At 63.1% G+C, this 24,193-nt stretch carries 22 protein-coding genes; 16 read left to right on the top strand and 6 right to left on the bottom strand.

The window, feature by feature from the left end; all coding sequences use genetic code 11:
* Window positions 1-258 precede the first annotated feature (258 nt).
* The 3 genes from ACP7B7_RS16735 to ACP7B7_RS16745 are packed head-to-tail and all read left to right on the top strand — an operon-like array spanning window position 259 to window position 5,166.
* Entirely contained in the window at window positions 259-2,535 is a 2,277-nt protein-coding gene (locus ACP7B7_RS16735; protein WP_308920947.1) for an alpha,alpha-trehalose-phosphate synthase (UDP-forming), read from the top strand.
* Window positions 2,535-3,341 (top strand): trehalose-phosphatase, encoded by an 807-nt coding sequence (otsB, locus tag ACP7B7_RS16740; protein ID WP_308920948.1) that lies wholly within the window; start codon window positions 2,535-2,537, stop codon window positions 3,339-3,341. Before ACP7B7_RS16735 ends, otsB begins: the two co-directional genes overlap by 1 nt.
* On the top strand, window positions 3,325-5,166 hold the full coding sequence (locus ACP7B7_RS16745) for a glycoside hydrolase family 15 protein (RefSeq protein ID WP_308920949.1): 1,842 nt from the start codon (window positions 3,325-3,327) through the stop codon (window positions 5,164-5,166). Before otsB ends, ACP7B7_RS16745 begins: the two co-directional genes overlap by 17 nt.
* 43 nt (window positions 5,167-5,209) lie before the next feature.
* Here ACP7B7_RS16745 and ACP7B7_RS16750 read toward each other — a convergent pair whose 3' ends face one another.
* The 3 genes from ACP7B7_RS16750 to ACP7B7_RS16760 all read right to left on the bottom strand — a co-directional run bounded on the left by ACP7B7_RS16750 (window position 5,210) and on the right by ACP7B7_RS16760 (window position 7,517).
* Window positions 5,210-5,812 (bottom strand): hypothetical protein, encoded by a 603-nt coding sequence (locus ACP7B7_RS16750; RefSeq protein ID WP_426077384.1) that lies wholly within the window; start codon window positions 5,810-5,812, stop codon window positions 5,210-5,212.
* Window positions 5,813-5,883: 71 nt separating this feature from the next.
* Window positions 5,884-6,345 (bottom strand): SMI1/KNR4 family protein, encoded by a 462-nt coding sequence (locus ACP7B7_RS16755; RefSeq protein WP_308920951.1) that lies wholly within the window; start codon window positions 6,343-6,345, stop codon window positions 5,884-5,886.
* Window positions 6,346-6,584: 239 nt separating this feature from the next.
* Complete coding sequence (locus ACP7B7_RS16760; RefSeq protein ID WP_308920952.1) at window positions 6,585-7,517, bottom strand: LysR family transcriptional regulator; 933 nt, start codon at window positions 7,515-7,517, stop codon at window positions 6,585-6,587.
* Between the two features lie 121 nt (window positions 7,518-7,638).
* On the opposite strand from ACP7B7_RS16760, the gene mdcA reads away from it, so the two are divergent.
* The 9 genes from mdcA to mdcH all read left to right on the top strand — a co-directional run bounded on the left by mdcA (window position 7,639) and on the right by mdcH (window position 14,911).
* Window positions 7,639-9,321: a malonate decarboxylase subunit alpha gene (gene mdcA, locus ACP7B7_RS16765; protein WP_426077385.1), complete on the top strand. Its 1,683-nt coding sequence runs from the start codon at window positions 7,639-7,641 to the stop codon at window positions 9,319-9,321.
* Complete coding sequence (locus ACP7B7_RS16770) at window positions 9,321-10,184, top strand: triphosphoribosyl-dephospho-CoA synthase (protein WP_308920954.1); 864 nt, start codon at window positions 9,321-9,323, stop codon at window positions 10,182-10,184. The genes mdcA and ACP7B7_RS16770 overlap by 1 nt, the downstream gene beginning before the upstream one ends.
* On the top strand, window positions 10,171-10,479 hold the full coding sequence (locus tag ACP7B7_RS16775; protein ID WP_308920955.1) for a malonate decarboxylase subunit delta: 309 nt from the start codon (window positions 10,171-10,173) through the stop codon (window positions 10,477-10,479). Before ACP7B7_RS16770 ends, ACP7B7_RS16775 begins: the two co-directional genes overlap by 14 nt.
* Window positions 10,476-11,330, top strand: coding sequence for a biotin-independent malonate decarboxylase subunit beta (locus ACP7B7_RS16780; RefSeq protein ID WP_426077386.1), 855 nt, complete (start codon window positions 10,476-10,478; stop codon window positions 11,328-11,330). Before ACP7B7_RS16775 ends, ACP7B7_RS16780 begins: the two co-directional genes overlap by 4 nt.
* Complete coding sequence (gene mdcE / locus ACP7B7_RS16785) at window positions 11,327-12,139, top strand: biotin-independent malonate decarboxylase subunit gamma (RefSeq protein WP_426077387.1); 813 nt, start codon at window positions 11,327-11,329, stop codon at window positions 12,137-12,139. The genes ACP7B7_RS16780 and mdcE overlap by 4 nt, the downstream gene beginning before the upstream one ends.
* A gap of 61 nt (window positions 12,140-12,200) precedes the next feature.
* Window positions 12,201-12,608: a malonate transporter subunit MadL gene (madL, locus tag ACP7B7_RS16790; RefSeq protein WP_308920958.1), complete on the top strand. Its 408-nt coding sequence runs from the start codon at window positions 12,201-12,203 to the stop codon at window positions 12,606-12,608.
* Window positions 12,601-13,365, top strand: a complete 765-nt coding sequence (madM, locus tag ACP7B7_RS16795; protein ID WP_426077388.1) for a malonate transporter subunit MadM — start codon at window positions 12,601-12,603, stop codon at window positions 13,363-13,365. Before madL ends, madM begins: the two co-directional genes overlap by 8 nt.
* Window positions 13,365-13,985, top strand: coding sequence for a malonate decarboxylase holo-ACP synthase (locus tag ACP7B7_RS16800; RefSeq protein ID WP_426077389.1), 621 nt, complete (start codon window positions 13,365-13,367; stop codon window positions 13,983-13,985). The genes madM and ACP7B7_RS16800 overlap by 1 nt, the downstream gene beginning before the upstream one ends.
* Window positions 13,982-14,911 carry a malonate decarboxylase subunit epsilon gene (gene mdcH, locus ACP7B7_RS16805; RefSeq protein ID WP_426077390.1) on the top strand — a complete coding sequence of 310 codons (930 nt, stop codon included), beginning with the start codon at window positions 13,982-13,984 and terminating at the stop codon, window positions 14,909-14,911. Before ACP7B7_RS16800 ends, mdcH begins: the two co-directional genes overlap by 4 nt.
* On the opposite strand, the gene ACP7B7_RS16810 is transcribed toward mdcH, so the two are convergent.
* The gene (locus tag ACP7B7_RS16810; protein WP_426077391.1) at window positions 14,889-15,845 is read right to left on the bottom strand and encodes a LysR substrate-binding domain-containing protein; all 957 of its coding nucleotides are present in this window, start codon (window positions 15,843-15,845) and stop codon (window positions 14,889-14,891) included. The two genes, mdcH and ACP7B7_RS16810, sit on opposite strands and share 23 nt — an antisense overlap.
* A 153-nt stretch (window positions 15,846-15,998) precedes the next feature.
* On the opposite strand from ACP7B7_RS16810, the gene ACP7B7_RS16815 reads away from it, so the two are divergent.
* On the top strand, window positions 15,999-16,961 hold the full coding sequence (locus ACP7B7_RS16815) for an aromatic alcohol reductase (protein WP_426077392.1): 963 nt from the start codon (window positions 15,999-16,001) through the stop codon (window positions 16,959-16,961).
* 55 nt (window positions 16,962-17,016) lie between these two features.
* On the opposite strand, the gene ACP7B7_RS16820 is transcribed toward ACP7B7_RS16815, so the two are convergent.
* Window positions 17,017-19,347, bottom strand: coding sequence for a TonB-dependent receptor (locus tag ACP7B7_RS16820; protein WP_426077393.1), 2,331 nt, complete (start codon window positions 19,345-19,347; stop codon window positions 17,017-17,019).
* Window positions 19,348-19,672: 325 nt separating this feature from the next.
* On the opposite strand from ACP7B7_RS16820, the gene ACP7B7_RS16825 reads away from it, so the two are divergent.
* Both ACP7B7_RS16825 and ACP7B7_RS16830 read left to right on the top strand, forming a co-directional pair.
* Window positions 19,673-20,851, top strand: coding sequence for a hypothetical protein (locus ACP7B7_RS16825; protein ID WP_426077394.1), 1,179 nt, complete (start codon window positions 19,673-19,675; stop codon window positions 20,849-20,851).
* A complete protein-coding gene (locus ACP7B7_RS16830; RefSeq protein WP_426077395.1) occupies window positions 20,848-21,873 on the top strand; it encodes a DUF4034 domain-containing protein in 1,026 nt (341 codons plus the stop codon). Before ACP7B7_RS16825 ends, ACP7B7_RS16830 begins: the two co-directional genes overlap by 4 nt.
* On the opposite strand, the gene ACP7B7_RS16835 is transcribed toward ACP7B7_RS16830, so the two are convergent.
* Window positions 21,870-23,132 carry a PepSY-associated TM helix domain-containing protein gene (locus ACP7B7_RS16835; protein WP_426077396.1) on the bottom strand — a complete coding sequence of 421 codons (1,263 nt, stop codon included), beginning with the start codon at window positions 23,130-23,132 and terminating at the stop codon, window positions 21,870-21,872. The two genes, ACP7B7_RS16830 and ACP7B7_RS16835, sit on opposite strands and share 4 nt — an antisense overlap.
* Window positions 23,133-23,349: 217 nt before the next feature.
* Between ACP7B7_RS16835 and ACP7B7_RS16840 the strand changes: the two genes are divergently transcribed.
* Entirely contained in the window at window positions 23,350-24,180 is an 831-nt protein-coding gene (locus tag ACP7B7_RS16840; protein WP_426077397.1) for an alpha/beta fold hydrolase, read from the top strand.
* Window positions 24,181-24,193 lie beyond the last annotated feature (13 nt).

Below are 24,193 nucleotides of genomic sequence, written 5' to 3' on the forward strand. Positions count from 1 at the left end.
CTAAAACTCCTTGTGACTTGTAAATGAATGGCAGCAAATGTATATTTTAAAGCCTGACGGCGGCGCCGGGGCGTGCGTTGACTAACGGACAAGACGTTTCCTATGGGAGATACTGAAAGTACCTCATGATGCGCGTTCTCGGCGGAATTGAAGTTTCAATAAGGAAACCAACAGAACGACGCTACATGGAAAATATTGGCATACTTGCCATGCTTTTAGCTTTTGCAAAGGAAAATGATGATTTTAAGATCGCTCAGAATGTCCTTGCGTTTCATTCTGCCACTCGCCCTCGTGCTGGGACTGTTCGCGTATATCGTGGTCCCGCTGCTCGACAACATTACCTTGCGCTGGTATGTGCGTGACCTCGACAGCCGCGCCGAATTGCTCGCTGGGACCTTGCGGCCGCCACTCACCCAATATCTGCCTGAAAACGATACCGCCCGTATCGATGAACTGTTCCAGGGCGCCACGCGCGACGAACGTCTGATCGCGCTGGGCTTCTGTGACAACGCCGGCAAACTCATCTACAAGACGGCACAGTTCCCCGCCTCGATCGGCTGCTGGACCACTCCAAGCTCGGGCGGCCTGTACAAGTCGCTGGCGCAATTGCCGCAAGGCCAGGTACACCTGAGCGAAACGCCCGTCATGAGCGACGCCCACCAACTGGGCCGCCTGGTACTGGTGCAGGACATGACGTTTGTCGAGCGCCGGAATACCGATACCAAACGCTTCATCTTTGCCTTCCTGGCCGTGCTGGCCGTGCTGATTTCCTTGATGACCGTGTTCGTGGCGCACCTGAGCTGGCGTGGCTGGCTGGCTGCCGTCAAGGATGTGCTGCGCGGTGAATTGCTGTCCAAGAAGAATGTTGCCGCGCCAACCGATGCCACCCCCGTGCCCATCATCGCGCCAGCGCCTGCCGAAATGCAGCCGTTGATCGGCGACCTGCGCGAACTGCTGCAGGAATACCATCTGGAACGCCAGGGTGAAAACAATGGCTGGACCTCCGAATGGACGCCGGAAAAACTGCGCGGCCTGCTCGAAGCGGACCTGGCCGGCGATCAGGTGCTGGTGGTGTCGAACCGCGAGCCGTATATCCATGCCAAATCGGAAGACGGCACCATCAAGGTGCAGCGCCCGGCCAGCGGCCTGGTGACGGCGGTGGAAGCGGTGATGCGCGCCTGTTCGGGCACCTGGATCGCCCACGGCGCCGGTTCGGCCGACCGTGAAACGGTGGACAAACTCGACCATGTGCCGGTGCCGCCCGACAATCCAAGCTACACCTTGCGCCGCGTCTGGCTGACGGAAGAGGAAGAGCAGGGCTATTACTACGGCTTCGCCAACGAAGGCATGTGGCCGCTGTGCCATATCGCCCACGTGCGCCCCGTGTTCCGCTCGTCGGACTGGGACCAGTATGTGAAAGTGAACCGCCGCTTTGCCGACGCCGTGATCGCCGAAGCGAAAACCGACAACCCGGTGGTGCTGGTGCAGGATTACCACTTTGCCCTGTTGCCGCGCATGGTGCGCGAAGCGCTGCCGAAAGCGACTATTATTACTTTCTGGCATATCCCCTGGCCGAACTCGGAGTCCTTCGGCATTTGCCCATGGCGCGAGGAAATCCTCGACGGCCTGCTGGGCAGCACGATTTTGGGCTTCCATACGCCGTTCCACCGCAAGAATTTCCTGGAAACCGTCGACCGCTACCTGGAAACCCGCATCGAGCCGGAAGCGTCGACCATTTCCTATGGCGGCGAGATGACCCAGGTCGAGGACTATCCGATCTCGATCGCCTGGCCCGATGAAGATCCGAACCTGCCGGACGTGGCCACCTGCCGCGCCGAAATCCGCGCCGCCATCGGCGTGCCGGCCGACCATTTGCTGGGCATCGGCGTCGACCGCCTCGACTACACCAAGGGTATCGTCGAGCGCTTCCAGGCCGTCGAACGCATGCTGGAACAGCAGCCGGGCATGGTGGGGCACTTTACGTTTATCCAGATTGCCGCGCCTAGCCGCGCGTCGCTGGACGAATACCAGAGTTTCGACACGCGTGTGCGCAAGATGGTCGAGCGCATCAACCGCCGCTTCGGCAGCGGCGATTATGTGCCGATCCTGCTGAAGGCCGAGCACCATGGCCAGGATGCGCTGCAGCGTTTCTTCCGCGCCTCCGAGGTCTGCATGGTGACCAGCCTGCATGACGGCATGAACCTGGTGGCCAAGGAATTCATCGCCTCGCGCGAAGACGAGATGGGCGTGCTGGTGCTGTCACAATTCACGGGCGCCGCCCGCGAGCTGCACGAAGCGCTGATCATCAATCCTTACCATATCGAGCAGGGCGCTGAAGCCCTGTACCGTGGCCTGGTGATGCCGCCGGTGGAACAGCGCGAACGCATGAAGAGCATGCGCGCGCGTGTCAAACACTTCAATGTGTACCGCTGGGCCGGCCGCATGTTGCTGGACGCCTCGCGCCTGCGCCAGCGCGACAAGGTCATGACCAAGATCGACGCTCACCGCCGCCTCAGCCGGCGCAAGGGGGTTTGATGGCGGTAACGACAGATACCTTGATCGACGACAGCGCGGTGCTGGCGGGCTTGTTCGACACCCCCGGCTGCGCGATTTTCCTGGACTTTGACGGCACCCTGGTCGACCTGGCGCCCACGCCCGACGGCGTGCGCCTGGAAGCGGGCGTGGCCGAGGCGCTGGCGCTGCTGTCCAGGCGCCACAAGGGTGCGCTGGCGATTATTTCCGGCCGCCCCGTGGCGCAGATCGACGCCATGCTGGCGCCACTGGTATTGCCGGTGGCGGGCGTGCATGGCGTGGAGCGGCGCGGCGCCGATGGTCAATTGCGCCTGGCGGCCACGCCGGACGTCTCTCCCGTGCTGGCCAGGGCGCAAGCCCTGGCCGCCTTGTACCCCGGTTTGCTGGTGGAACAGAAACGCGGCGCCGTGGCCCTGCATTACCGCCTGGCGCCGGAATTGCAGGAACTATGCGTGCGGGAAATGACGGACGCCGTGCAAGCGTGCCCCGGTATTTTGCTGTTGCATGGCAAAATGGTGCTTGAAGCCAAGCCTGCCGCCACCGACAAGGGCGGCGCGATCGCCGCCTTCATGCTTGAAGCGCCATTTGCCGGCCGGCGCGCCGTGTTCGCCGGCGACGATACCACCGACGAAGCCGGTTTTGCCTTCGTGGAACAGGCAGGCGGGCAGGGCGTCAAGGTCGGCAGCGGCGCCAGCGTGGCCTCGCTCAGGCTGGCCAGCCCGGCCGCACTGCGCGTGGTGCTGTTGCACGCGGCCGTGCTTGCCGCATCCCCCCAAACTCAAGGAGTAGCCGATGACGACAGCCTATGACACACCGAGCGGCGCCCCTGCGCCGGCCTCCAGCAAACCATCGGCCCAGGCCAGCCTCAATTGCGGCGTGGTGGGCAACTGCGCCTTCAGCGCCCTGATCGACCAGGCCGGCCAAGTGGTCTGGTCCTGCCTGCCCCGTTTCGACGGCGACCCGGTGTTCAACACCCTGCTGGACGACACCGAAAACGGCAGCGTGTGGGGCATCGATATTGAAAACTATGCCCGCACCGAGCAGTTTTACGAGCCGAACACGGCCGTGCTGCGCACGCGCTTGTACGACACCGACGGCCGTGGCGTGGAAATCACCGATTTCGCACCCCGTTTCCTCAGCCGCGACCGCATGTTCCGTCCGCTGATGCTGATCCGCCGCGTGCGTCCGCTGGACCGCGCCGTGCGCATCCGCGTGCGCCTGCGTCCCCGTTTCGACTGGGGCAAACTGGCGCCGCAGATCACCCAGGGCAGCCACCATATCCGTTATGTGGGCCCGGAACAGACCCTGCGCCTGAACACCGATGTGTCACTCAACTATGTGCTGAGCGAATCGTATTTCGTGCTCGACAAGACCGCCAACTTCCTGCTGGGCCCGGACGAAACCCTGGCCGGCGGCATCGACGAGACGGCGCGCATCTTTGAAAAAGAGACCATCAACTACTGGCGCACCTACACGCGCCGCCTGGCCGTGCCGCTGGAATGGCAGGACGTGGTCATCCGCGCGGCCATCACCCTGAAACTGTCCTTGTACGAGGACACCGGCGCCATCATCGCCGCCATGACCACCAGCATCCCGGAAGCGCCGGGCAGCAGCCGCAACTGGGACTACCGCTATTGCTGGCTGCGCGACGCCTTCTTTGTCGTGCGTGCGCTGAACAGCCTGTCGGAAGTGGGCACGATGGAGGAATATTTGCGCTGGCTGACGAATATCGTCGCCCGCTCCAAGGGTGGCCATATCCAGCCCCTGTACGGCATCGGCCTGGAAGAATTGCTGCCGGAATCGCTGGTCGATCACTTGCCCGGCTACCGCGGCAACGGCCCCGTGCGCGTGGGCAACCAGGCGCAGGAACACTTCCAGCACGATGTCTACGGCAATATCGTGCTGGGCGCGGCGCAAGCTTTCCTCGACCACCGTTTGTTCCACCGCGCCGGCAAGGCGGAGTTCACGGCGCTGGAAGCGGTCGGCGAGCAGGCTTTCAAGCTGCACGCGGAACCGGACGCCGGCATGTGGGAGCTGCGCACGCGCGCCCGCGTCCATACCTCGTCGATGCTGATGAGCTGGGCGGCCTGCGACCGCTTGTCCAAAGTCGCCCACAAACTGGAGCTGCCCGACCGCGCCGACCACTGGCAAAGCCGCGCCACCCTGATCCGCGAACGCCTGCTGCGCGAAGCGTGGAGCGAAGAGCGCCAGGCCTTCGCCGAAAGCCTGGGCGGCCGCGACCTAGATGCGTCGGTACTGTTGATGGCCGAAGTCAATTTCATCGACCCGATGGACCCGCGCTTTATCGCCACCGTCGACGCGCTGGAAGCCTCGCTGTGCGACGGCCCCTATATGCGCCGCTACGAAGCCCCGGACGACTTCGGCAAGCCCGAAACGGCCTTCAACATCTGCACCTTCTGGCGCATCGACGCCCTGGCCCGCATCGGCAGGAAAGAAGAAGCACGCCAGATCTTCGAAACCATGCTGATGGCCCGCAACCACGTGGGCCTGCTGTCGGAAGACACGCATCCCGTGACGGGCGAAATGTGGGGCAACTTCCCGCAGACCTACTCGATGGTGGGGCTGATCAATTGCGCGGTGAGGTTGTCGGCGCCTTGGGATAGTGCGATCTAGAATGATCACGGGCATCTGTCGCTTGCGGCAGATGCCTTGCACATTACTTCAATTTCATGGCGGCCTTCAGGACCCTGGCCTCCATGGTTCCGTCAATGATCTCTATCTGTCCGCTGGAAGATTGGTAGTACATCAAGGGCACGGACACAGGTCGGTAGCCCGGATCCAGAGTGATCAGCAGCTCGGTGTTGCTGTTCGCCGTGGATACCGACGCTTCGGACGGTTCCGCCGTCACTGTCAGCATCGTGCCGGACTTGCGCATCGCTGCTTCATTGGCCGACATGAGGCTGCTCGGGTCCGCCGAATCGAGCGTGGCCGCACCGAGCATTGCGCCGTCATCGCCCAACAAAGCCACCGGTATCCACACGAATTCGACCTGGTCTTTCAACAGCATCGTCTCCCGCCACAGGTCACTGCAATAGGAGCAAGCGGGGTCAAAAAACACCCAGGCCCTGTTCGGCGAACCCGCTCCCACGGAGAATCCCTTTGCTTCTTTTTCCACCCGTGCCAGCATTGCGGCGCGTTGCTCCTGCGTCAGGCTTTTGATGTGCGCCGCCATCATGGTTTCTGGCGGTGCCTTGATGATGGGCGCACAGGCGGATAGGAATAAAAGCAGGAATGGAAAAATAATAGTGGTAAAATGCATATTAATTTGATCAAAGTGTTTCTACCAGCGAGGGCGGTCTCAAGTTCCAGCTGCAGTTTGATCCATAACAGTTATTCAATTTTGATATCAAATTGATTAACGTCGTAAAGCTTCTTCTCGGCCATCCAGGCGTCAAGCAGATTTCCTTCGATCGGTTCATATTCTTCCCACTCGGCGTCCCATTGCACAACGCTTTCATTCGCATCCAGAAGTATAAACCAAGTGGTTCCCGTGCCGTTACCGCCTATGGCAACGGCTTGTTTTAGCCAGTCAGGAAAATAATCTTCACTACGAAAGAATTGTGTAAAGGTGACGAGTGATTCTGCACCGGGTCGGGGGCGGTCAAGAATGGGAAAAAGAAAGCTGGCAGCGGTCGGCCCTAGAAAACCATTAAAATCGAAGAAAAGCTTCTTGAGCTGCTCGGGCAATCGGTGTCCGAGTAAGTTCTCTGCCTTGGCTATCATTGTGGGGTCGGCAGGTTTTTCAAAAACACCAGCAGGGAAAGCTTGGCGAACATCTTCTGGTGTAAACATAATGTCTTTTCAGTAAATGCGTCATCTTTTTGATTGGAATAAAAGATAGGAGGCGGTATGCGGCAGACTGAACGAAATTTCTCTCAGTGCTATTTATTTCCTGATTTTAACTCCAGTTTGCTGCGGCATAGTTAAAATTTCCACGTCAGACAATAGGACACGAAGCACTTCTCTACCGATTGCCCGCTGGCGACATAGTCAGGATTTTTTACTATCTTATTATTTCAATATGTAGCCTGCTATCGCGACGAGCTGTTGACGCTTTGGCTACCCCGCCCATACAACCTGCACTCCGCCGCCAACGCCAGCAAATTCGCATCGCGCTCCCGGCTATTCAGCATCAACAAAGTGATTTGCTGGTGCGAACTGTAGCGCTCATCAAGCGGCAGCAATTCGATGCGCGAGCTGAAGGCGCGTACGCGTCCCGGCAGCAGGCTGTAGCCGATGCCGCCGCTGACGAGATTAATTAGCGAAAAGATATCGCCCACGCGCATCGTGGTGTCCGGTACAAAGCCAGCCAGCTCAAACGCATGGCTGAAGCTTTGCGAGGTGACGAAGCCTTCGTTGAGGGTAACGAATTTTTCATTGCGCAGCGCCTGCAGGTCGAGGGACGTCTGTCCCGCGTACGGTGAATGCAATGGCGCGGCCAGATACACATCATCCTGGAACAGCGGCACCGACACCAGGCCCGCATGATGTTCCTCTTCCTGCACGCCGATAATGATGGCGTCCAGCCGACCGTCCGCCAGGCTTTGCAGCAGTTCGCGGTTCGACCCCAGTGTCAAATCGATATCGAGGCCGGGGCGGCGCAGTTTCAGGGCGATCACCAATTGCGGGATGCAGTGCAGGGTCAAGGAATACAGCGAACCGATCTTCAGGCGGACCGGGTTGATGCCCGACATTTCGCGCACCTTGCGCACGCCTTCTTCGCACTCGGCCAGCGCGCGGCGCGCCGATTCGGCGAAGGTGTAGGCCGCGTGCAGCGGGATCAGGCTGCGGCCTTCGCGCTTGAACAGGGGGCAGCGCAGGCCGTCTTCCAGGCTGTGCAGGGCGCGGTGCACGCTGACGGTGCTCTGGCCCAGCGCGTCGGCGACGCGCGATAAATTATTCAGCTCCATAAAGCTCAGGAACACTTCGAGCTTTTTCAGCGTGATTTCTTCATTGATGGCCATGGATCACCGTGAATATCGTTAGTTCATTAACCTGAGAGTAATGAACATGGTAGCAGGTTGATTGAAGCGTTGGCACCTTTCCCTTATCGTGGAAGCTCGATAGTCGACAAGGGGAGACAAGATGTCCACCACCACCCAAGCGCCACCGCAGCGCAAAGAGGGAGGCAAGCGCTGGGACACGCGCCGCACCGAGAAGCGGCGCCGGCTCGATGCCGTGCGCCAGTTCGCCGATGGACCCGTGCTGCAAAAGGGCGATATGGTCGCCGTACTGGAAGCGCTGCTGGCGCCCGGCGACCGCGTCGTTTTGGAAGGCAATAACCAGAAGCAGGCGGATTTTTTGGCGCGCATGCTGGCCAAGGTCAATCCGGACAAGATCAACCATCTGCACCTGATCATGCCCAGCGTCAGCCTGCCCGAGCACCTGGACCTGTTCGAACGCGGCATCGCCCGCAAGCTCGATTTCTCGTTCGCCGGCACGCAAAGCCTGCGCATCGCCCAGTTCCTGCAGGACGGTTTGCTGGAAGTGGGCGCCATCCACACCTATATCGAACTGTATGCGCGCCTGTTTGTCGATCTGACGCCAAACGTGGTGATGGTGGCCGGCTATATGGCCGACCGCCAGGGCAATCTGTACACGGGCCCCAGCACGGAAGACACGCCCACGCTGGTCGAATCGGCCGCCTTCCGCGACGGCATCGTGATCGCCCAGGTGAACCAGATCGTCGACGATGTGAGCGATTTGCCGCGTGTCGACGTGCCGGGGTCGTGGATCGACTTCGTGGTGGAAGCGGACAAGCCGTTTTTTATCGAACCCTTGTTTACCCGCGACCCGCGCGTGATCAAGCCGGTGCATGTGCTGATGGCGATGATGGCGATCCGGGGCGTCTACGAAAAGCACCAGGTGCAGTCGCTGAACCACGGCATCGGTTTCAATACGGCCGCCATCGAACTGATACTGCCGACCTATGGCGAGCAGTTGGGCCTGAAGGGCAAGATCTGCCGCAACTGGGTGCTCAACCCGCATCCGACCCTGATCCCCGCCATCGAGACGGGCTGGGTCGAGAGCGTGCACTGCTTCGGCGCCGAACTGGGCATGGAAGGCTATGCGGCGGCGCGGCCCGATGTGTTCTTTACGGGCCGCGACGGCTCGATGCGCTCGAACCGCGCGCTGTGCCAGCTGGCCGGCCAGTATGCGGTCGACCTGTTTATCGGCGCCACCCTGCAGATGGATGGCCTTAGCAACTCGTCCACCGTTACCAATGGCCGGCTGGCCGGTTTTGGCGGCGCGCCGAACATGGGCCACGATCCGCACGGCCGGCGCCATCCGACCCCCGCCTGGCTGGACCTGATCGAGACCGACGATCCGCTGGCGCGCGGCAGGAAGCTGGTGGTGCAGATGGTGGAGACCTTCCAGGACGGCGGCCAGCCGACCATCGTCGAATCGCTCGATGCGGTGGCGGTCGGCAAGGCCAGCGGCATGCCGCTGGCGCCCGTGATGATCTATGGCGACGACGTGACCCACGTGCTGACCGAGGAGGGCATCGCCTACCTGTACAAGGCGCGTTCGCTCGATGAACGCAAGGCCATGCTGGCGGCGGTGGCTGGTGTCACGCCGATCGGCCTGCGCCACGACCCGAAGACCACCGCCAGATTGCGCAGCGACGGCCTGATCGCGCTGCCCGAGGATATCGGCGTGCAGCGCGGCGAGGCAAGCCGCTCGCTGCTGGCGGCGAAAAGCATCGCCGACCTGGTCGAATGGTCCGACGGCCTGTATCAACCGCCCGCCAAATTCAGGAGCTGGTAATGAACACCATGATGACAACGAAAACCACGGCGCTGGCGCGCCAGGTGCTGCAGGCGCTGCTCGACGAAGTGACGCTGACGCCCAAACCGGGCCTGGTCGACCTGCGCAGCCGTGGCGCGCACACGGATTTGAACTGGGCTTTGATGTGCCATTCGGCCTGCGCGCTGCAGCCGGTATTCCAGGCCATGGCCGATGCCGGTGCGGACAGCAGCGACGACGATGCGCTGCGCCAGCGTATCGGCGCCATTGGCCGCGAGGGCGAAGCGGTGATGATGGCGGCCACCGGCGGCGTCAATACCCATCGCGGCGCGATCTGGGCGCTGGGCCTGCTGGTGACGGCGGCGGCGCAATTGCAGGAGCGCGGTGACCCTTTGGTACCAACGGCGGTGGCGGCGCGGGCCGGCGCCCTGGCGCGCCTGACGGACCGCAGTGCACCGCTTGATACCGGCAACAAGGGCCAGCTGGCTTGCCGCCGGTATCACGTCGGTGGTGCGCGCGGCCAGGCGCTGGCCGGTTTTCCGCATGTGCTTGACGTGGCTTTGCCAACCCTGCGCGCTGCGCGGGCACGCGGCGACAACGACACCACGGCGCGGCTGAACGCCTTGCTGGCCATGGTCGCCAGCCTGGACGACACCTGCGTGCTGTCGCGCGGTGGCGTGGACGCTTTGCTGGCGGTGCAGGCCGGAGCAAGCCAGGTGCTGGCCGCTGGCGGCGCCGGCACGCGACAGGGCACCCAGGCGCTGCTGGCGCTGGAAGCGACGATGCTGGAACTGAATGTCTCGCCGGGCGGCGCGGCCGACCTGCTAGCGGCGACCCTGTTCCTCGATAGCCTGGAAGAAGGAGAACAGCATGGAAAAGCGTGACTATACATTTCCCGCCGGGCGGCCCGCAACAGGGCGCGCGCTGGCCGGCGTGGTCGGCTCGGGCGACCTGGAAGTGCTGCTGCAGCCGGGAGACGATGGCGTGACGCGCATCGTCGTCAACACCTCGGTCGACGGCAAGGGGGCCGTGTGGGACGCGCTGCTGGCGCGCGTGTTTACGGGCGAACTGCTGCCGGCGGCCAGCATCGTCATCAACGACTGCGGCGCCACGCCGGGCGTGGTGCGCATGCGGATCGAGCAGGCATACGAAGAACTTCAGGCGGGGAGGCCAGCATGAGCACCATCCAGGAACTTTTGCAGCGCGACAGTTTTATCGAACGCGGTGCGCGCAGCCGGGCCAGGGCCTTGCTGGATGCGGGCAGCATGCGTGAACTGCTGGACCCGTTCTGCGGCATCGGCTCGCCGTGGCTGCCGCAGCAGGGCGTGACGGCCCAGGCCGATGATGGCGTGGTGGTGGCCAAGGGCCTGTTTGACGGCCAGCCGGCGGTGGTGCTGGCGATCGAAGGCGGCTACCAGGGCGGCAGCATGGGCGAAGTCGGTGGCGCGAAGATCGCCGGCGCGCTGGAACTGGCGGCGCGCGACAACCGCAATGGTATTGCTACGCGCGCCGTGATCTTGTTCGAAACGGGCGGCGTGCGCCTGCAGGAAGCCAACCTGGGCCTGGCGGCGATTGCCGAAATCCAGGCGGCCATCGTCGACCTGCGGCGCTACCAGCCGGTGATCGGCATTACCGCCGGCACGGTCGGCTGTTACGGCGGCATGTCGATCGCGGCGGGCCTGTGCAGCTATCTGGTGGTGACGCGCGAAGCGCGACTGGGCCTGAACGGCCCGGCGGTGATCGAGCAGGAGGCCGGCGTGGACGAATTCGACTCGCGCAACAAACCGTTTATCTGGAGCCTGACGGGCGGCGAGCAGCGTTTTCATACCGGCCTGGCCGACGCTTACGTCGAGGACGACACGGCGCAGATTCGCGCCACGGTGGCCGAACTGTTTGTACGCGGCGTGCCCCAACAGCACCGCAGCGACCAGGCCGGGCATTTCCTGGCGCGCCTGGCCAAGGTCGACGCCACCGTGCAAGCCACGCCAGGCGCCGTGCGCACCATCTACAGCGAAGGAGCCGCATCATGAACCAAACAACAGATACCAGCCGAGGCGCCATCTGGCTGGCCGCCTTGACCGGCCACGCCACGCCGCTGGGCGATTATCCGCCGTCGGTGCGGGTGGTCGACGCGCCGCTGGCGGAGAGCACTGCCCGCTATATCGCCGTGCTGCCTGACCCCGACAACCGTTTTGCGCGCGCACGCACCGGCGAGATCGGCCTGGTCGAAGGCTGGCAGCTGGCGCGCGCGGTGCAACAGGCAGTGGCGGAGGACCGCGCGCTGCCGGTGAAACGGCCGATCGTGGCCGTGATCGACGTCGCCAGCCAGGCCTATGGCCGGCGCGAGGAAGCCTATGGCATCCACCAGGCGCTGGCCGGCGCGGCGGGGGCGTATGCCAAAGCGCGGCTGGCTGGCCACCCTGTCATCGGCCTGATCGTCGGCAAGGCCATGTCGGGCGCCTTCCTGGCGCACGGCTACCAGGCCAACCGCCTGATCGCGCTCGACGATCGGCAGGTGATGGTGCATGCCATGGGCAAGGCCTCGGCGGCGCGCATCACCTTGCGCACGGTGGAAGCGCTCGAAGCGCTGGCGGCGACGATACCGCCGATGGCCTATGACATCGGCAATTACGCGAGCCTGGGCCTGTTGTGGCGGACCTTGACGGTGGCGCGGCCCGATGCACCGTCTGGCGAAGACGTGGCGCAGGTGGCGGCCAGCCTGAGGGCGGCGCTGGCCGATATCCGTCTTGACCCCGAGCGGGGCCTGGCCAGCCGGTTGGGCGCGCCGCACCGCCAGGCTTCGGCCAGGGTCAGGGAGGTATTGAAACAGCAGTGGTAAGTGCAGGTGAAGAAAAGAGAAGACGCATAAGTCATTCCATTCCCATAACGGAGACAGTACCATGATCATTTACGGAACCGCATTACTGGCCTTGTGCCATTTGCTCGGCATCTTCCTGGGCGACCTGCTCGGGCAGCTGATGGGCGTGAAAACCAATGTCGGCGGGGTCGGCATAGCCATGCTGCTGCTGATCTGCGCGCGGCTCTACATGCAGCGGCGCGAGTGGATGCCGCAGATGACCGAGCGCGGCGTCGAATACTGGGGCGCCATGTATATTCCGGTGGTGGTCGCCATGGCGGCCCAGCAGGATGTGGTGGCGGCGCTGCGCGGCGGACCCGTCGCCCTGCTGGCCGCCATCGGCTCGGTCATCATCTGCGCCGGCGTGATTTCGCTGATCAACCGTGCCGAAAATCCGGCTGCCGTCGCTGCCGCCGAAGCAGCCATGTCCAAGGAGGTGCGTCATGCTTGAGATCTTTGAAAAAGCCGCCATCCATAACGGCCTGGTGACCGCTTTCGCTTTCGTCGGCCTGATCATGCTGCTGTCGGTGGCGCTGTCCAAATACCTGACCATGGGCCGCGTGCATGGCTCGGCGATCGCCATCGTGATCGGCCTGGGGCTGGCCTACTGGGGCGGCGTGCATAGCGGCGGCCACAAGGGCCTGGCCGACCTGTCGCTGTTCGGCGGCATCGGCTTGATGGGCGGCGCCATGCTGCGCGACTTCGCCATCGTCGCCACCGCCTTCGAAGTACAGGCCACCGAGGCGCGCAAGGCGGGCCTGATCGGCGTGGTGGCGCTGCTGCTGGGCGTGGTGCTGCCTTTCCTGGTCGGCGCCGGCGTGGCCTATGCGTTTGGGTATTCGGATGCCGTCAGCATGACCACCATTGGCGCCGGTGCCGTCACCTATATCGTCGGCCCCGTCACGGGAGCAGCCATCGGCGCCAGTTCCGACGTGATGGCGCTCAGCATCGCTGCGGGCCTGATCAAGGCCATCCTGGTGATGGTCGGCACGCCGGCCGCCGCGCGCTTCCTGCGCTTGAAAACGCCGCGCTCGGCGATGGTGTTCGGCGGCCTGGCCGGCACTGTTTCCGGCGTCTCGGCCGGCCTGGCCGCCACCGACCGCCGGCTGGTGCCGTATGGCGCGCTGGTGGCGACGTTTCATACCGGCCTGGGCTGCCTGCTGGGACCCTCGCTGCTGTTCTTTGCCGTCAAGGCGGTGGTGGCCTGATGCACGGTTACCGGGCCCATGATCTGCTATGGCTGGACGCCATGCCGGCCGCCGAGGCGCTGCCCGCCTGGGCGAGCGCCGCCTGGCTGGGGCAGGCGCCGCTGGTGGTGCGCCGCGCCACGACCGCGCCGGGCCGCCTGCCGGTGGGCTTGCGCGGCCCGGCGCGCAGCGAGCGCCATGCTTGCGAGATCGACGTGACCACTGTGCTGCGCCGCGTGACACCCGAGATGCTGTCGGCCCGCGTCGCCGCCATGCCGCCCGATGCCACTCAATACGCCGCGCTGGCCGCCTTGCGCACGGTGGCGCCGCTGCTGGACGCCACCGGCTGGGCCTGGGGGCCGACCGGCGGCGCCGGCTTCGCGCTGGCCAGCGGCCTGCCCGTGCTGCACGTCGACAGCGACCTGGACCTGGTGCTGCGCATCGGTGTGCCACCCGATGCGGGGCAGACGCAGGCCCTGCGCGCCATCGCCGCCGCCGTCACGCATTGCCGGCTCGACCTGCAGATCGATACCGGCCATGGCGGATTCGCGTATGCCGAATGGGCGGCAGGGCGTTCGAGCATCCTGTTGAAAACCGACCGGGGGCCGCTGCTGACGGCCACGCCATGGGAGCCTGCATGAGCGTGCTGTTTACCTTTCCGGGGCAGGGCGCCCAGCGCCCGGGCATGCTGCATGCGCTGCCCGGCGATGCGGCGGTGGCCGCCACTGTGGCGGAAGCGGCCGATGTGCTGAAACATGATCCCCTGCTGCTCGATACGCCAGCGGCGTTGGCTTCGACGCGGGCGGTGCAACTGTGCCTGCTGATCGCCGGGGTGGCCATGGCGCGCTCGCTGGCTGCGCGGGGGGCGCTGCCGGACATGGTGGCCGGCTTTTCCATCGGCGAGTATCCGGCGGCGGTGGTGGCCGGCGCCCTCGATTTTGCCGACGCCGTGCAGCTGGTGGCGCGGCGTGGTCAGTTGATGGAGGAAGCCTACCCCAGCGGCCATGGCATGGCGGCGATCATCGGCCTCGACAGCGCACAGCTCGACCCCCTGGTGGCCCGGGTCCACACGGCGGCCACGCCCGTGTATATCGCCAACCTGAACGCGCGGCGCCAGATCGCCATTGCCGGCAGCGACGCCGGTTTGCAGGCCGTCATGGCCCTGGCCTTGCTTCACGGCGCCAGCAAGGCCGAACGGCTGGCCGTCAGCGTGCCCTCGCATAGCCCGCTGTTCGATGGCGCCGCGCAGCAATTGCGCGCCGCTTTCGACCAGGTGACGCTGCGCCGGCCGCAGCTGGCGTATTTGAGCAGCAGCGCGGCGCGCACCCTGTTCGATCCGGAGCGCATCCGCGACAGCCTGGCATCGAACATGGCGCGGCGCGTGCATTGGGCCGATACGGTACGCCTGGCCTGGGAGAGGGGGGCGCGCCTCGCCGTGGAAATGCCGCCCGGCAGCGTCCTGACGCGGCTGACTGGGCCCGAGTTTGGCGAGGGGGTGGCGGTGAGCTGCGATGGCAATCGCATAGAGAACTTGCTGGCGCTGGTTAACAATCCACACCGGATTTGATCGCAGGTGCTTGTTCCAGAAGGGCCTTTCCACCCGCAGGTCCAGCCGCTGGCAGCGGTGCGCCGCCCAGCAGCCCCGCCATCCAGTCCACAAAAGCGCGCACGGAAGGAGAAAGGTGCCGGTTGCGAGGGTACAGCACGGACAGGGGCACTTCCGGCCCACGTTGCTCCGCAAGCACCCTGACAAGGCTTCCACCGCGCAGGTACGGCGTAGCGAGGAAATTTGCGATGCGAATCAGCCCAAGCCCCTCCAGTGCGCAGCTGATATAGGCATCGGTGTCATTGACGGCAATTCTGCCCCGTGTGCTGATCGTCTGTTCCGCTTCGGCGGCCGTGAACCGCCAGTCCATCGCGCGTCCGGTACGTCCTGAATGAAATTCCACGACGCGATGGTTTGCGAGGTCGTCCAAAGAGAGCGGAACACCGTGACGCTTCAGGTAGCCGGGTGAGGCGCAGGTGATCCACTCGAAGCTTCCGATATTCCTGGCCACCAGCAGCGCCGATGACTGTGGCGTACCTGAGCGCACCACGCAGTCGAGACCCTCCTGAATGATGTCCACAGGACGGTCGCCGAGGGTGAGAACAATGTCGAGCTCAGGATAACGTTCAAGAAAGCCGTCGATTGCAGGTAACACCACTGCCCGGGCAAACGACGATGTCATGTCAACGCGCAGCCGGCCGCGTGGCTGACTTGCGCTGTCGGACAATGCCGCCTCGACGCTTTCAATTTCCAGCAGTATCTGCTGACAGTGCTGGTAGTAGAAGCTGCCATTGGATGTCAGGCGCAAGCTGCGTGTCGTACGCTGCAACAGATTCACGCCAAGTGCCTTTTCCAGCTCCTGGACGGATCGGCTGATGGTCGAGCGCGGGATCGACAGTGTCTTTGCTGCGCCGGCAAAACTGCCTGCTTCAACGACACGTGAAAAAACCTGCATCGAGCGTATCCTGTCCACACCATATCCTGGCAAAACTGAAGAGGTGCTGATTATCCCATTTTTTGCAATTCAAAGAGCATGACGTGGGGACTTATGTGTTTTGGGTACGCTTCTTATACTCACGCCACACTCAACTCTCCGGACAGGAACTTCGTGAATAACAAGCTGGAACATATTGAACTCGACAACATGCTGGTCCTCGGTGCCGGCGAACTTGGCATGGCCGTATTGCGCCAGCTTATGCTGCGCCGAACAGATACAACTGACTCGTTGACGGTATTGGTGTCGCCGCGTTCCCTCGACACACCGAGTCCGGAGCAGGCCCGGAATTACGACGACCTGCGCGCTGCGCATGTGCACCTGCTGCCTTTCGATCTTGCCGCGTGCTCCGATGACGATTTGCTGGCGCTTTTGAGCCGGTTTCACACCGTGATCAATTGCACGGGATTTGTCGCGGGGCCGGGAACGCAAATCAGACTGACCAATGCAGCGTTACGCGCCGGCGTGGCACGGTATTTTCCCTGGCAGTTCGGGGTCGACTACGACATTGTCGGCAAGGGAAGCGGCCAGCCTGTCTTCGACGAGCAATATGACGTAAGGGCATTGCTGCGGGCGCAGACGCGGACCGAGTGGGTGATCGTATCGACAGGGATGTTTACCAGTTTCCTGTTCCAGCCGGCTTTCGGACTGGTCGATATGGACGCCGGGATCGTGCGAGGCTTGGGAAGCTGGGACACCAGGGTAACCGTGACGACACCCGAGGACATCGGCCGATTGACGGTTGAAATTCTGCTTGAGCCGCCCAGGATAGCGAACAAGGTAGTCCATGTCGCCAGTGATACGCTGTCTTATCGCGCACTCGCCGATCTGGTCGAAGAGGTCACGGGACGTCGCTTCCACAGGGAGTTGCTGACCATCGACATGCTGGCTGCCGAACTTGCACGGCATCCGCAGGACAGTATGGCGCGCTACCGGCTTGGCTTCGCACTCGGTGACGGCATGTGGTGGGATAAGGCGAGCACCTATAACGTAGCGCGCGGCATTCCAACGACCGATACGAAGGCATGGCTGCAGCAGAACCGGCCGCGCCAAGCGCAAGGGGCACGAAGTGACTGACCAGCCATCTGTGCCCGTCAGTCTCATCAGCCATGGTTCAAGAGAGAACGGCGCCTTAAATCTTGCCCGTCACCCCCAGCTGGAAGCCCCGGCCCGGCAAGGGCGCGATGTATTTCAGCGGCGAATTGTGTGGCCGCGCATCTTGATCGAGCAGGTTGGAGGCGCTGACAAACACCTCGATCTCCCTCACGCTCGAATTGGGCAGCTGGAAGGCGCGGCTGAGCTGGAAGTTGACCATGGTGTACCCGTCGAGCGGCACTTCGTCGCTGACGCTCTTGCCCATATATTTCTGCTTGTCGTAGCGGGTGCCGGACAGATTCGCCTTCCAGTCCTGGTTCTCCCACAGCAGATTGGCGCCATAGCGGTTGGTGGGCATGTTCGGCAGGTACTCGCCGTCGTTGTGGGCGCGCAGCGAGTCGGGATTGTCCGCCTTGTTCTTGACCAGGTCGGCAAATGCCGAGAGGGCCAGCTTGCCGCAGGCGCCCAGGTCCAGCGCCTGCGATGCATCGACCTCGAAGCCCTTGACCGTGGTATCGGTCTGCTTCCAGTACTTTAACGGCAGGCGGTTCGCGGTTTGCAGGCCCGAGTGTCCCAGGTAGAGGTAGTTCGCGTACTTCATGCTATAGGCGGTGGCCGACGCCTTGAAGCCGCGGTTGCCGAACAATATGGTGAACTCGGTCGTTTTGGCACGCTCGGCCTTCAGGTTCTGGTCGCCTTCTTCCTGGGTCATGATGGAGTAGTGGCGGTTGCTGGCATACAGCTCGTTGACCTCGGGCGCGCGCTGCGACGATGAATAGCGCAGTTTGGCGCCGAACAGCCGGCCCAGTTCGGTTGAAGCACCGAGGTTGTAGCTGTTCAGACTGAAGTCCCGGTCTTCGAGCCTGGAATTTTTCGCATTGCGCGAAGTCTTGAAGCCACTGTTCTCTATTTCGTGTTCCACTTTTTCACGGCGGAAACCGGCGTCGAACGAGGCCCAGGCGAAGTCCAGGTTCTGCTTGACGAACAGGGCGCTGCTGGTCGTGTTCACGTCCGGCAGGTACAGCTGCGAGCCGCTGCCGCTGATCTCCCTGGCTTGATAGTTCACGCCAAGCATGCCGGTCAAGGGCCCCGCGCGCCGTTGCGCCAGCAGCAGCTCGGCCTGGTTCGTGTCGAACTGGTAGTCGTTTGCCTTGGTGGCGCCCAGGCGCTCGCCCGACGCGTTGTTCAGGCGCGAGACGCGCAATTGCGCGCTTTCAACATACGGCACGGGCTCAAGCAGCTTGGCTTCCAGCGCATATTTATCCTGCCTGATCACGACGCCGACCGGCATCCCCTCGGCATAGTTGGAGCCGAAGGACAGGTTTTCCATGGAAAAGCCCGGCACGCCGTACTTGCTTTCCTTGCTGTCGACACTGGCCGCGACGTAGCCCCCGTCGAAAAAGTAGGTCGTGCCCACCGCAAAGTGGGCATTGCTGGAATAGCTGTTGCCCAAGGTGCCATGGTAGTCGGGCGTCACATCGCGGTTGATCTTGTTCTGCACCGTGGTGGGCGTGCCCGGAACGTAGGCCGGGTTGACGGGATTGACATACGTCTTGCGCTGCCAGACCGAGGTCGGATTATTGGTATAGAAGGAAAAATCACCGTCCGCCCAGTCCGGATTTTCCGTCATGAACTGGTCGATATACGGCTGCGAGGACTTGTTATAGACCTGCTGGATGCGCGCTTCCTTCTGGCAGCTGTCGGCCAGGAAGGTGTTCACGCCACCCTTGGCCGGGAACAGCTGGCTGTTGCACACCGATGCCTTGCTGTTGCCGGGAATAGTGTAATGCGAGATTTTCTGGAACGACAGCTGCACATTCGTCGAGAAGTGCTTCTGATCGTTGAAGTTCAGGCGCAGGCCCTGGGCGTCGGCGTTGTTGAATCCCTTGCGCAGCACCAGTTCCACTTCTTTTTCCTGGTCCTCCATCTTCCTGGAAACGAGGCCGGAATCGACATCGACGCTGCCGCCGATCGCATTGCCGCCGAAGCGCACGCTGTCGGACGATTTGTTCACGGTGGCGCTGCGCACGAAGAGGGGATCGAAGGGGATATTGATGTCGCCGCTGAGCGCATTCATGCCCAGTATCGACTGGCCGTCTTCCAGGATCTGCACCCGGTTGCCGGACAGGCTGCGGATCACCGGCGCGCCGGCATTCGGCCCGAAGGCGCTGCTTTGCACGCCCGAGACATGTTCCAGCATGCCGCCCAGCGTGCCGTTTTGGGCCTGCTGGTTTTCGACCACCACCACGCTGTCGATGTTTGACGGCCGCTCGGCCTGGATATTGATGGTCTGCAGGGTGATTTCTTCCGAGGCATGAGCGTATTGGAAAGTGGACAGGATGGCAGCTGCAAGGACGTGAAGGCGCATGGCTTACTTTGAATGGATAGTGATGGATGAGGGGAGCGGTTGCGCCCCATGACAGGGGCGGAAGCACCGATTCAATGCAACTCAATTGCAATTATTTTGCAATAATAGCTGGCGCGCAATATTGTTGCAAGTCAATTGCATTTAATGTCAATTATTGGACTGGCGCTGGCGCAACTGCGGCTCTTCGTTAGCGGCGTGAGAATGTGCGTATTTTCAATATTAATAAACTGATATTCTGTTTCTGCCTGTCAGTCAGCCTCGTGCCAGCCAATGGCAGCCTCGATCAATCTTTTCTCCGGCTGGGATCCTCTTGATATTACGCAGATTGTCAACCACTTCCTTGCGCCATGCGCTGCCGCTGCTCATCGCCCTGAGTTGTGTTTCCGTTGCCGCGCAGCCTGCCAATAAAATGTATGAAGGCATGCTCAATGACATGCGCGCCGAAGTGCAGCATGCTTTCATGCTCAACCAGGAATTGCCACTCGATCCTGGCCTGCGCGCGGCGGCCGACGAGTTGAAGCGCACCCATCTGGCCCGGCTCGACAAATTGCTGCTGCGCTGGCTCGATGAGGAAGGCGCGCGCATCGGCAGCCTGGACCAGACCGGTGCCGCACAGGAGCTGTATGCGTCGGTGCTGGCGCGCCTGCTCAATGAACTTGCCCTTTGGCAGCTCGATGCCGGCGATGCGGCCTACGAGGCGGCCACGCTGGCGGTACTCAAGACTTCGCCCGGCGTGTGCGAGAGCACGGGCACATGGGGAGACAGCGATTTTTCCAGGCGCGTCATGCGCATCCAGGCCATGCCGGCGGCGCAACGCGACGCCGCGCTGGCAAGCGAAGGCCAGTTGCTGGCGCGCTGGGGCGAAGCCCGTCCGGCGCCCCCGCCGTTGCCCGATCCGCTGCCGCAGGACGCGGTCAGCGCGCTGCTCAAGCGCTGGCAGGATGGCGGGCCGCGTCCGGCACTGGCGCTGCCGCCGGTGCTGGCCAGTGAGTTGCTGTCCAGTCGCACCGCATACGCCAGCCTGTCCAAAGATGACCAATGCGCCGTGCAGCTGTGGTGGTTGCGCCTGCGCCTGCGGCAGGGCGTCACGCCGGCCGACGCCTTGAGCGCGTTTCGCTATGCCACTCTCAATACACTGGTCGACCGTTACGGCGAGTCACCAGCCGCCGATGAGCCGCCCGAGAGCGGCAGGCCCGTCTATCCCCGGCTGGCGCGCCGTTTCGGCGTGACCGGTGCCACCACGGTACGTGTGCGCCTCGATGGCGCGGCGCTGCCGCAACAGGCCGCCGTGGTGGCACGCAAGGTGATCGTGCCCGGCATCCGCGATGTGCGTCCGGTTGCGTTTGAACAGATTTTTGATGCCGCAGTGCTCGACTTTGCGATGACCAAACAATTCTACAAGCCTGTCGCCGATGGCGGCAACTTCACTTTCAAGCTGGTGTGGAATCTCAACGAGCAGGCGAAAGACGGACCCGCCGCCAAGTCCAGAGGAGTGCAACCATGAGCAAGCCGGCACGTGGCGCGCGCGGCGTCGGCCTGGCCCTGCTGGCCGGCGCATTGAGCATGGCCCTGACAGGACCGGCCCTGGCTGCCCCTGAAGGGTCGCCGGTACGCGATGGCGCGAGGGATGCGTTCTGGCTTGGCGACTTTGCGGCGCTGGAAAAGCAGTACGCGCCTCTCAGGCAAGGTGGCAACTACACCATCGACGGCAAGCTGGAACTCGACCTGTTCCGAGAAGGGCTGGCGGCGGTGTTCGATCACAATGCCATGCCAAACGAGCCCTATGTGCGGGAAGTGGACGAACTGACCTTGCAATGGGCGAAGGAACACCCGCAATCGGCCCTTGCACACACCCTGCACGCCAGGGCGTTGCTCAGGCATGCCTGGTCTTACCGTGGCAACGGCTACGCCGGGGACGTGACGCCCGAGGCGATGCGGGAGTTCGAGCGTTATCTGCGCAGTGCGATGGATTACCTGAAGGACCATGCCGACGTGGCCTTGCACGACAGTTACGCGCATCTGACCCTGCTGGACATCGGCAAGGCTTATGGCCTTAGCCAGAAGCAGATGGAGGCGATTGCAGAAAATGGCTTGAAGCAAAACCCGCGGGATGCGATTCTGTATTTTTCGGTCGTCGGCAGGCTGTTGCCGAAGTGGGGTGGCGATGCAAAAACGCTGGACCGCTACATCCGCCATGCCACCGCGCAAACGCAGGCGCAATACGGCACCGGCCTGTATGCCTGGCTCTATTCGACGGTGGCCAAGGAGCAGTATGGACACGCCTTGTTCGACGCCAGCCTGGCCGACTGGCCGACCATGAAGCAGGGCTTTGATGACCTCATGGCGCGCTTTCCGGACAGCGTGATGCGCCGCAATCGCTACGCCTATTTTGCCTGCAGGGCCAGGGACAAGCCGGTACTGCAGGCCCAGCTTGGGTTACTCGCTGGCAAGCTGGACGTGAAGGAGTGGGGCGACAATGGCGAGCGCAGCCTGGAAGGATGCCAGCGCTGGGCCAGCGAAAGCTAGGGCCGCACCGCCTTCAGCTTGTGCGCCTGCAGCCGGCGCGCGCGGCGCTTGCGTTCCCAGATCACGATGCCGGTGACCGACAGCATGGCCACCATCACGCCCATGAAGGACATCATGATACGTCCCGGCATGCCGAGGATGCGGCCCGAATGCAGCGGAAACTGCAGCTGCACGAAGACGTCGGCGGCCGTGCCTTCCCAGGGCTTGTGCTGGCCGATGATGCTGCCGTTCATGCCATCGACATACAGGTTGGACAAGCCCATGCCGGCCGTGCCGAATTCGTCGGCCGGATCAAAAAACGACACGTTATAGAAGGAATAGTCGCCGCCATAATAGATGCCGCCGATCGGCGAGGTGATGCCGCGCTGCACCGCTTCTTTTTTCGCAATCGCGACCGCCTGCTCGAAGCCGACCACCGGTCTGACATAGGTGCCGAACGGTGCCGGCGTCTGGGTTTCATAGGGGCCGGGCGTGGTTTTCGAGACCAGCGACATGACCGGGTAAAACACTTCGCGGTACAGGTTCAGCGAGAACGAGGTGAACGCCACCACGATGATGATGCCCCAGACCCACAGGCCGCCCGCGCGGTGCAGGTCGAAATTGAGCTTGTAGCCGCCGGCTGCCCAGCGCAGCAGCCAGGACGGTTTCCAGCGCTGCCACCAGGTGGCGGGGCTGCGGTGCGGCGCGGTGTCGTCGGCCGCGCGGGCGCGCAGGCGGCGCGGCGTGGTGAGGTAGAACGCCACCACGCTGTCGAGCAGCCAGACCAGCGCGACGGCGCCCATCAGCCAGTAGCCCCAGCGGTCCGTGCCCCAGAAGGCCGGTACGTGCAGGCTGTAATGCAGGTGGCGCAGGAAGGGCATCAGGCTGCGGCGCGACAGGGAAATGGCGGTCGAGTCGCGGGTGCCGGTGATCTGCGCCGTGACGGGGTCCACGTACACCGTGTTGTAGTCGAGCACGAAGGGCTTGCCGGTGGCCGGATCGGTCAAGGGGCGCACCAGGAACTGCGCCGCATGGCCTTCTTCGAGGCCCAGAGTGATGTAATTGACTTCCACGCGCGGATCGGCGGCCGCCACTTTTCCGGCCAGCACGAAGGGCTGCTGCAGCGGGCCGCGGCCCGGTGTTTCCATGATGTCGGCATTGAGCCATTCGTCGAGCTCGTGGTCCCACGAGGTGACGGCGCCGGTCAGGCCGGCGACGATCAGGAACAGGGCGACGGTGAGGCCGGCCCAGCGGTGTACAACGGTCCAGAAAGCGCGCATGCGATAGCAGTCTTCAGAAACACGGGCGTGTCGGTGCCAGCGCACACAAGCAAACACATGTGAAATTATTAATGGGAATCGTTCTCATTATCCGCTGTGACGCTTTGTTTGGCAAGGAAGCTTGGCATTGCCCGGGATTGCCATCCACGGGCGGCCCCATGTTAAGATGCCAGCGAGGATATGGCCCTCTTTACAGTCAATATAAGGCGAGACCGGCATGCATATCGAGCAGCGCAACAATATCCGCATCAACCAACCCGCAACCCCGGCAGATGGCGCCCCCATCGCCACCATCGTCTTTGCGCATGGCTTCGGCTGCGACCAGACCATGTGGCGCTACCTGGAGCCGATGTTCCGCGATCGCTACCGCACGGTGCTGTTCGACCTGGTCGGCAGCGGCGGCTCGGACCTGTCCGCCTATGATTTCGACAGTTACACCAGCCTGCACGCGCACGCCGACGATTTGCTGCAAGTGATCAAGGCGGTCGGCGATGGCCCGGTGATCTGCATCGGCCACTCCGTCAGTTCCATGACAGCCTTGCTGGCTTCGATCGCCGAACCGCGGTATTTTGCCGCGCAGATCATGCTGGCGCCGTCGCCCTGTTATGTCGACGATCCCGACGCAGGCTATTACGGCGGCTTTTCGCGCGCCGATATCGACGACCTGTTGGGCGCGATGGACAGCAACTACCTGGGCTGGGCCAGCACCATGGCGCCGGTCATCATGGGCACGCCAGGCCAGCCCGCGCTGGGCCAGGAACTGGCGCACAGCTTTTGCCGTACCGACCCGACCATCGCCCTGCATTTTGCGCGCACCACCTTCTTGTCCGACCACCGCGCCGACCTGCCGCGCAACACCACGCCGGCCCTGATCGTGCAATGCGATGACGACTTCATCGCGCCGATGCCGGTCGGCGACTACCTGCGCGCCAACCTGCCGCACAGCACCTTGCAGGTGATCGAGAACATGGGCCATTGCCCGCACATGAGCGCGCCGCAAGCCTGCCATGCGCCGATCCGCGCCTTTCTCGACGGCCTGCATCTCTGAAGCGGCGCCGTAA

It is taken from the genome of Janthinobacterium sp. PSPC3-1 (genome assembly GCF_049896105.1).
GTDB lineage: Bacteria > Pseudomonadota > Gammaproteobacteria > Burkholderiales > Burkholderiaceae_D > Janthinobacterium.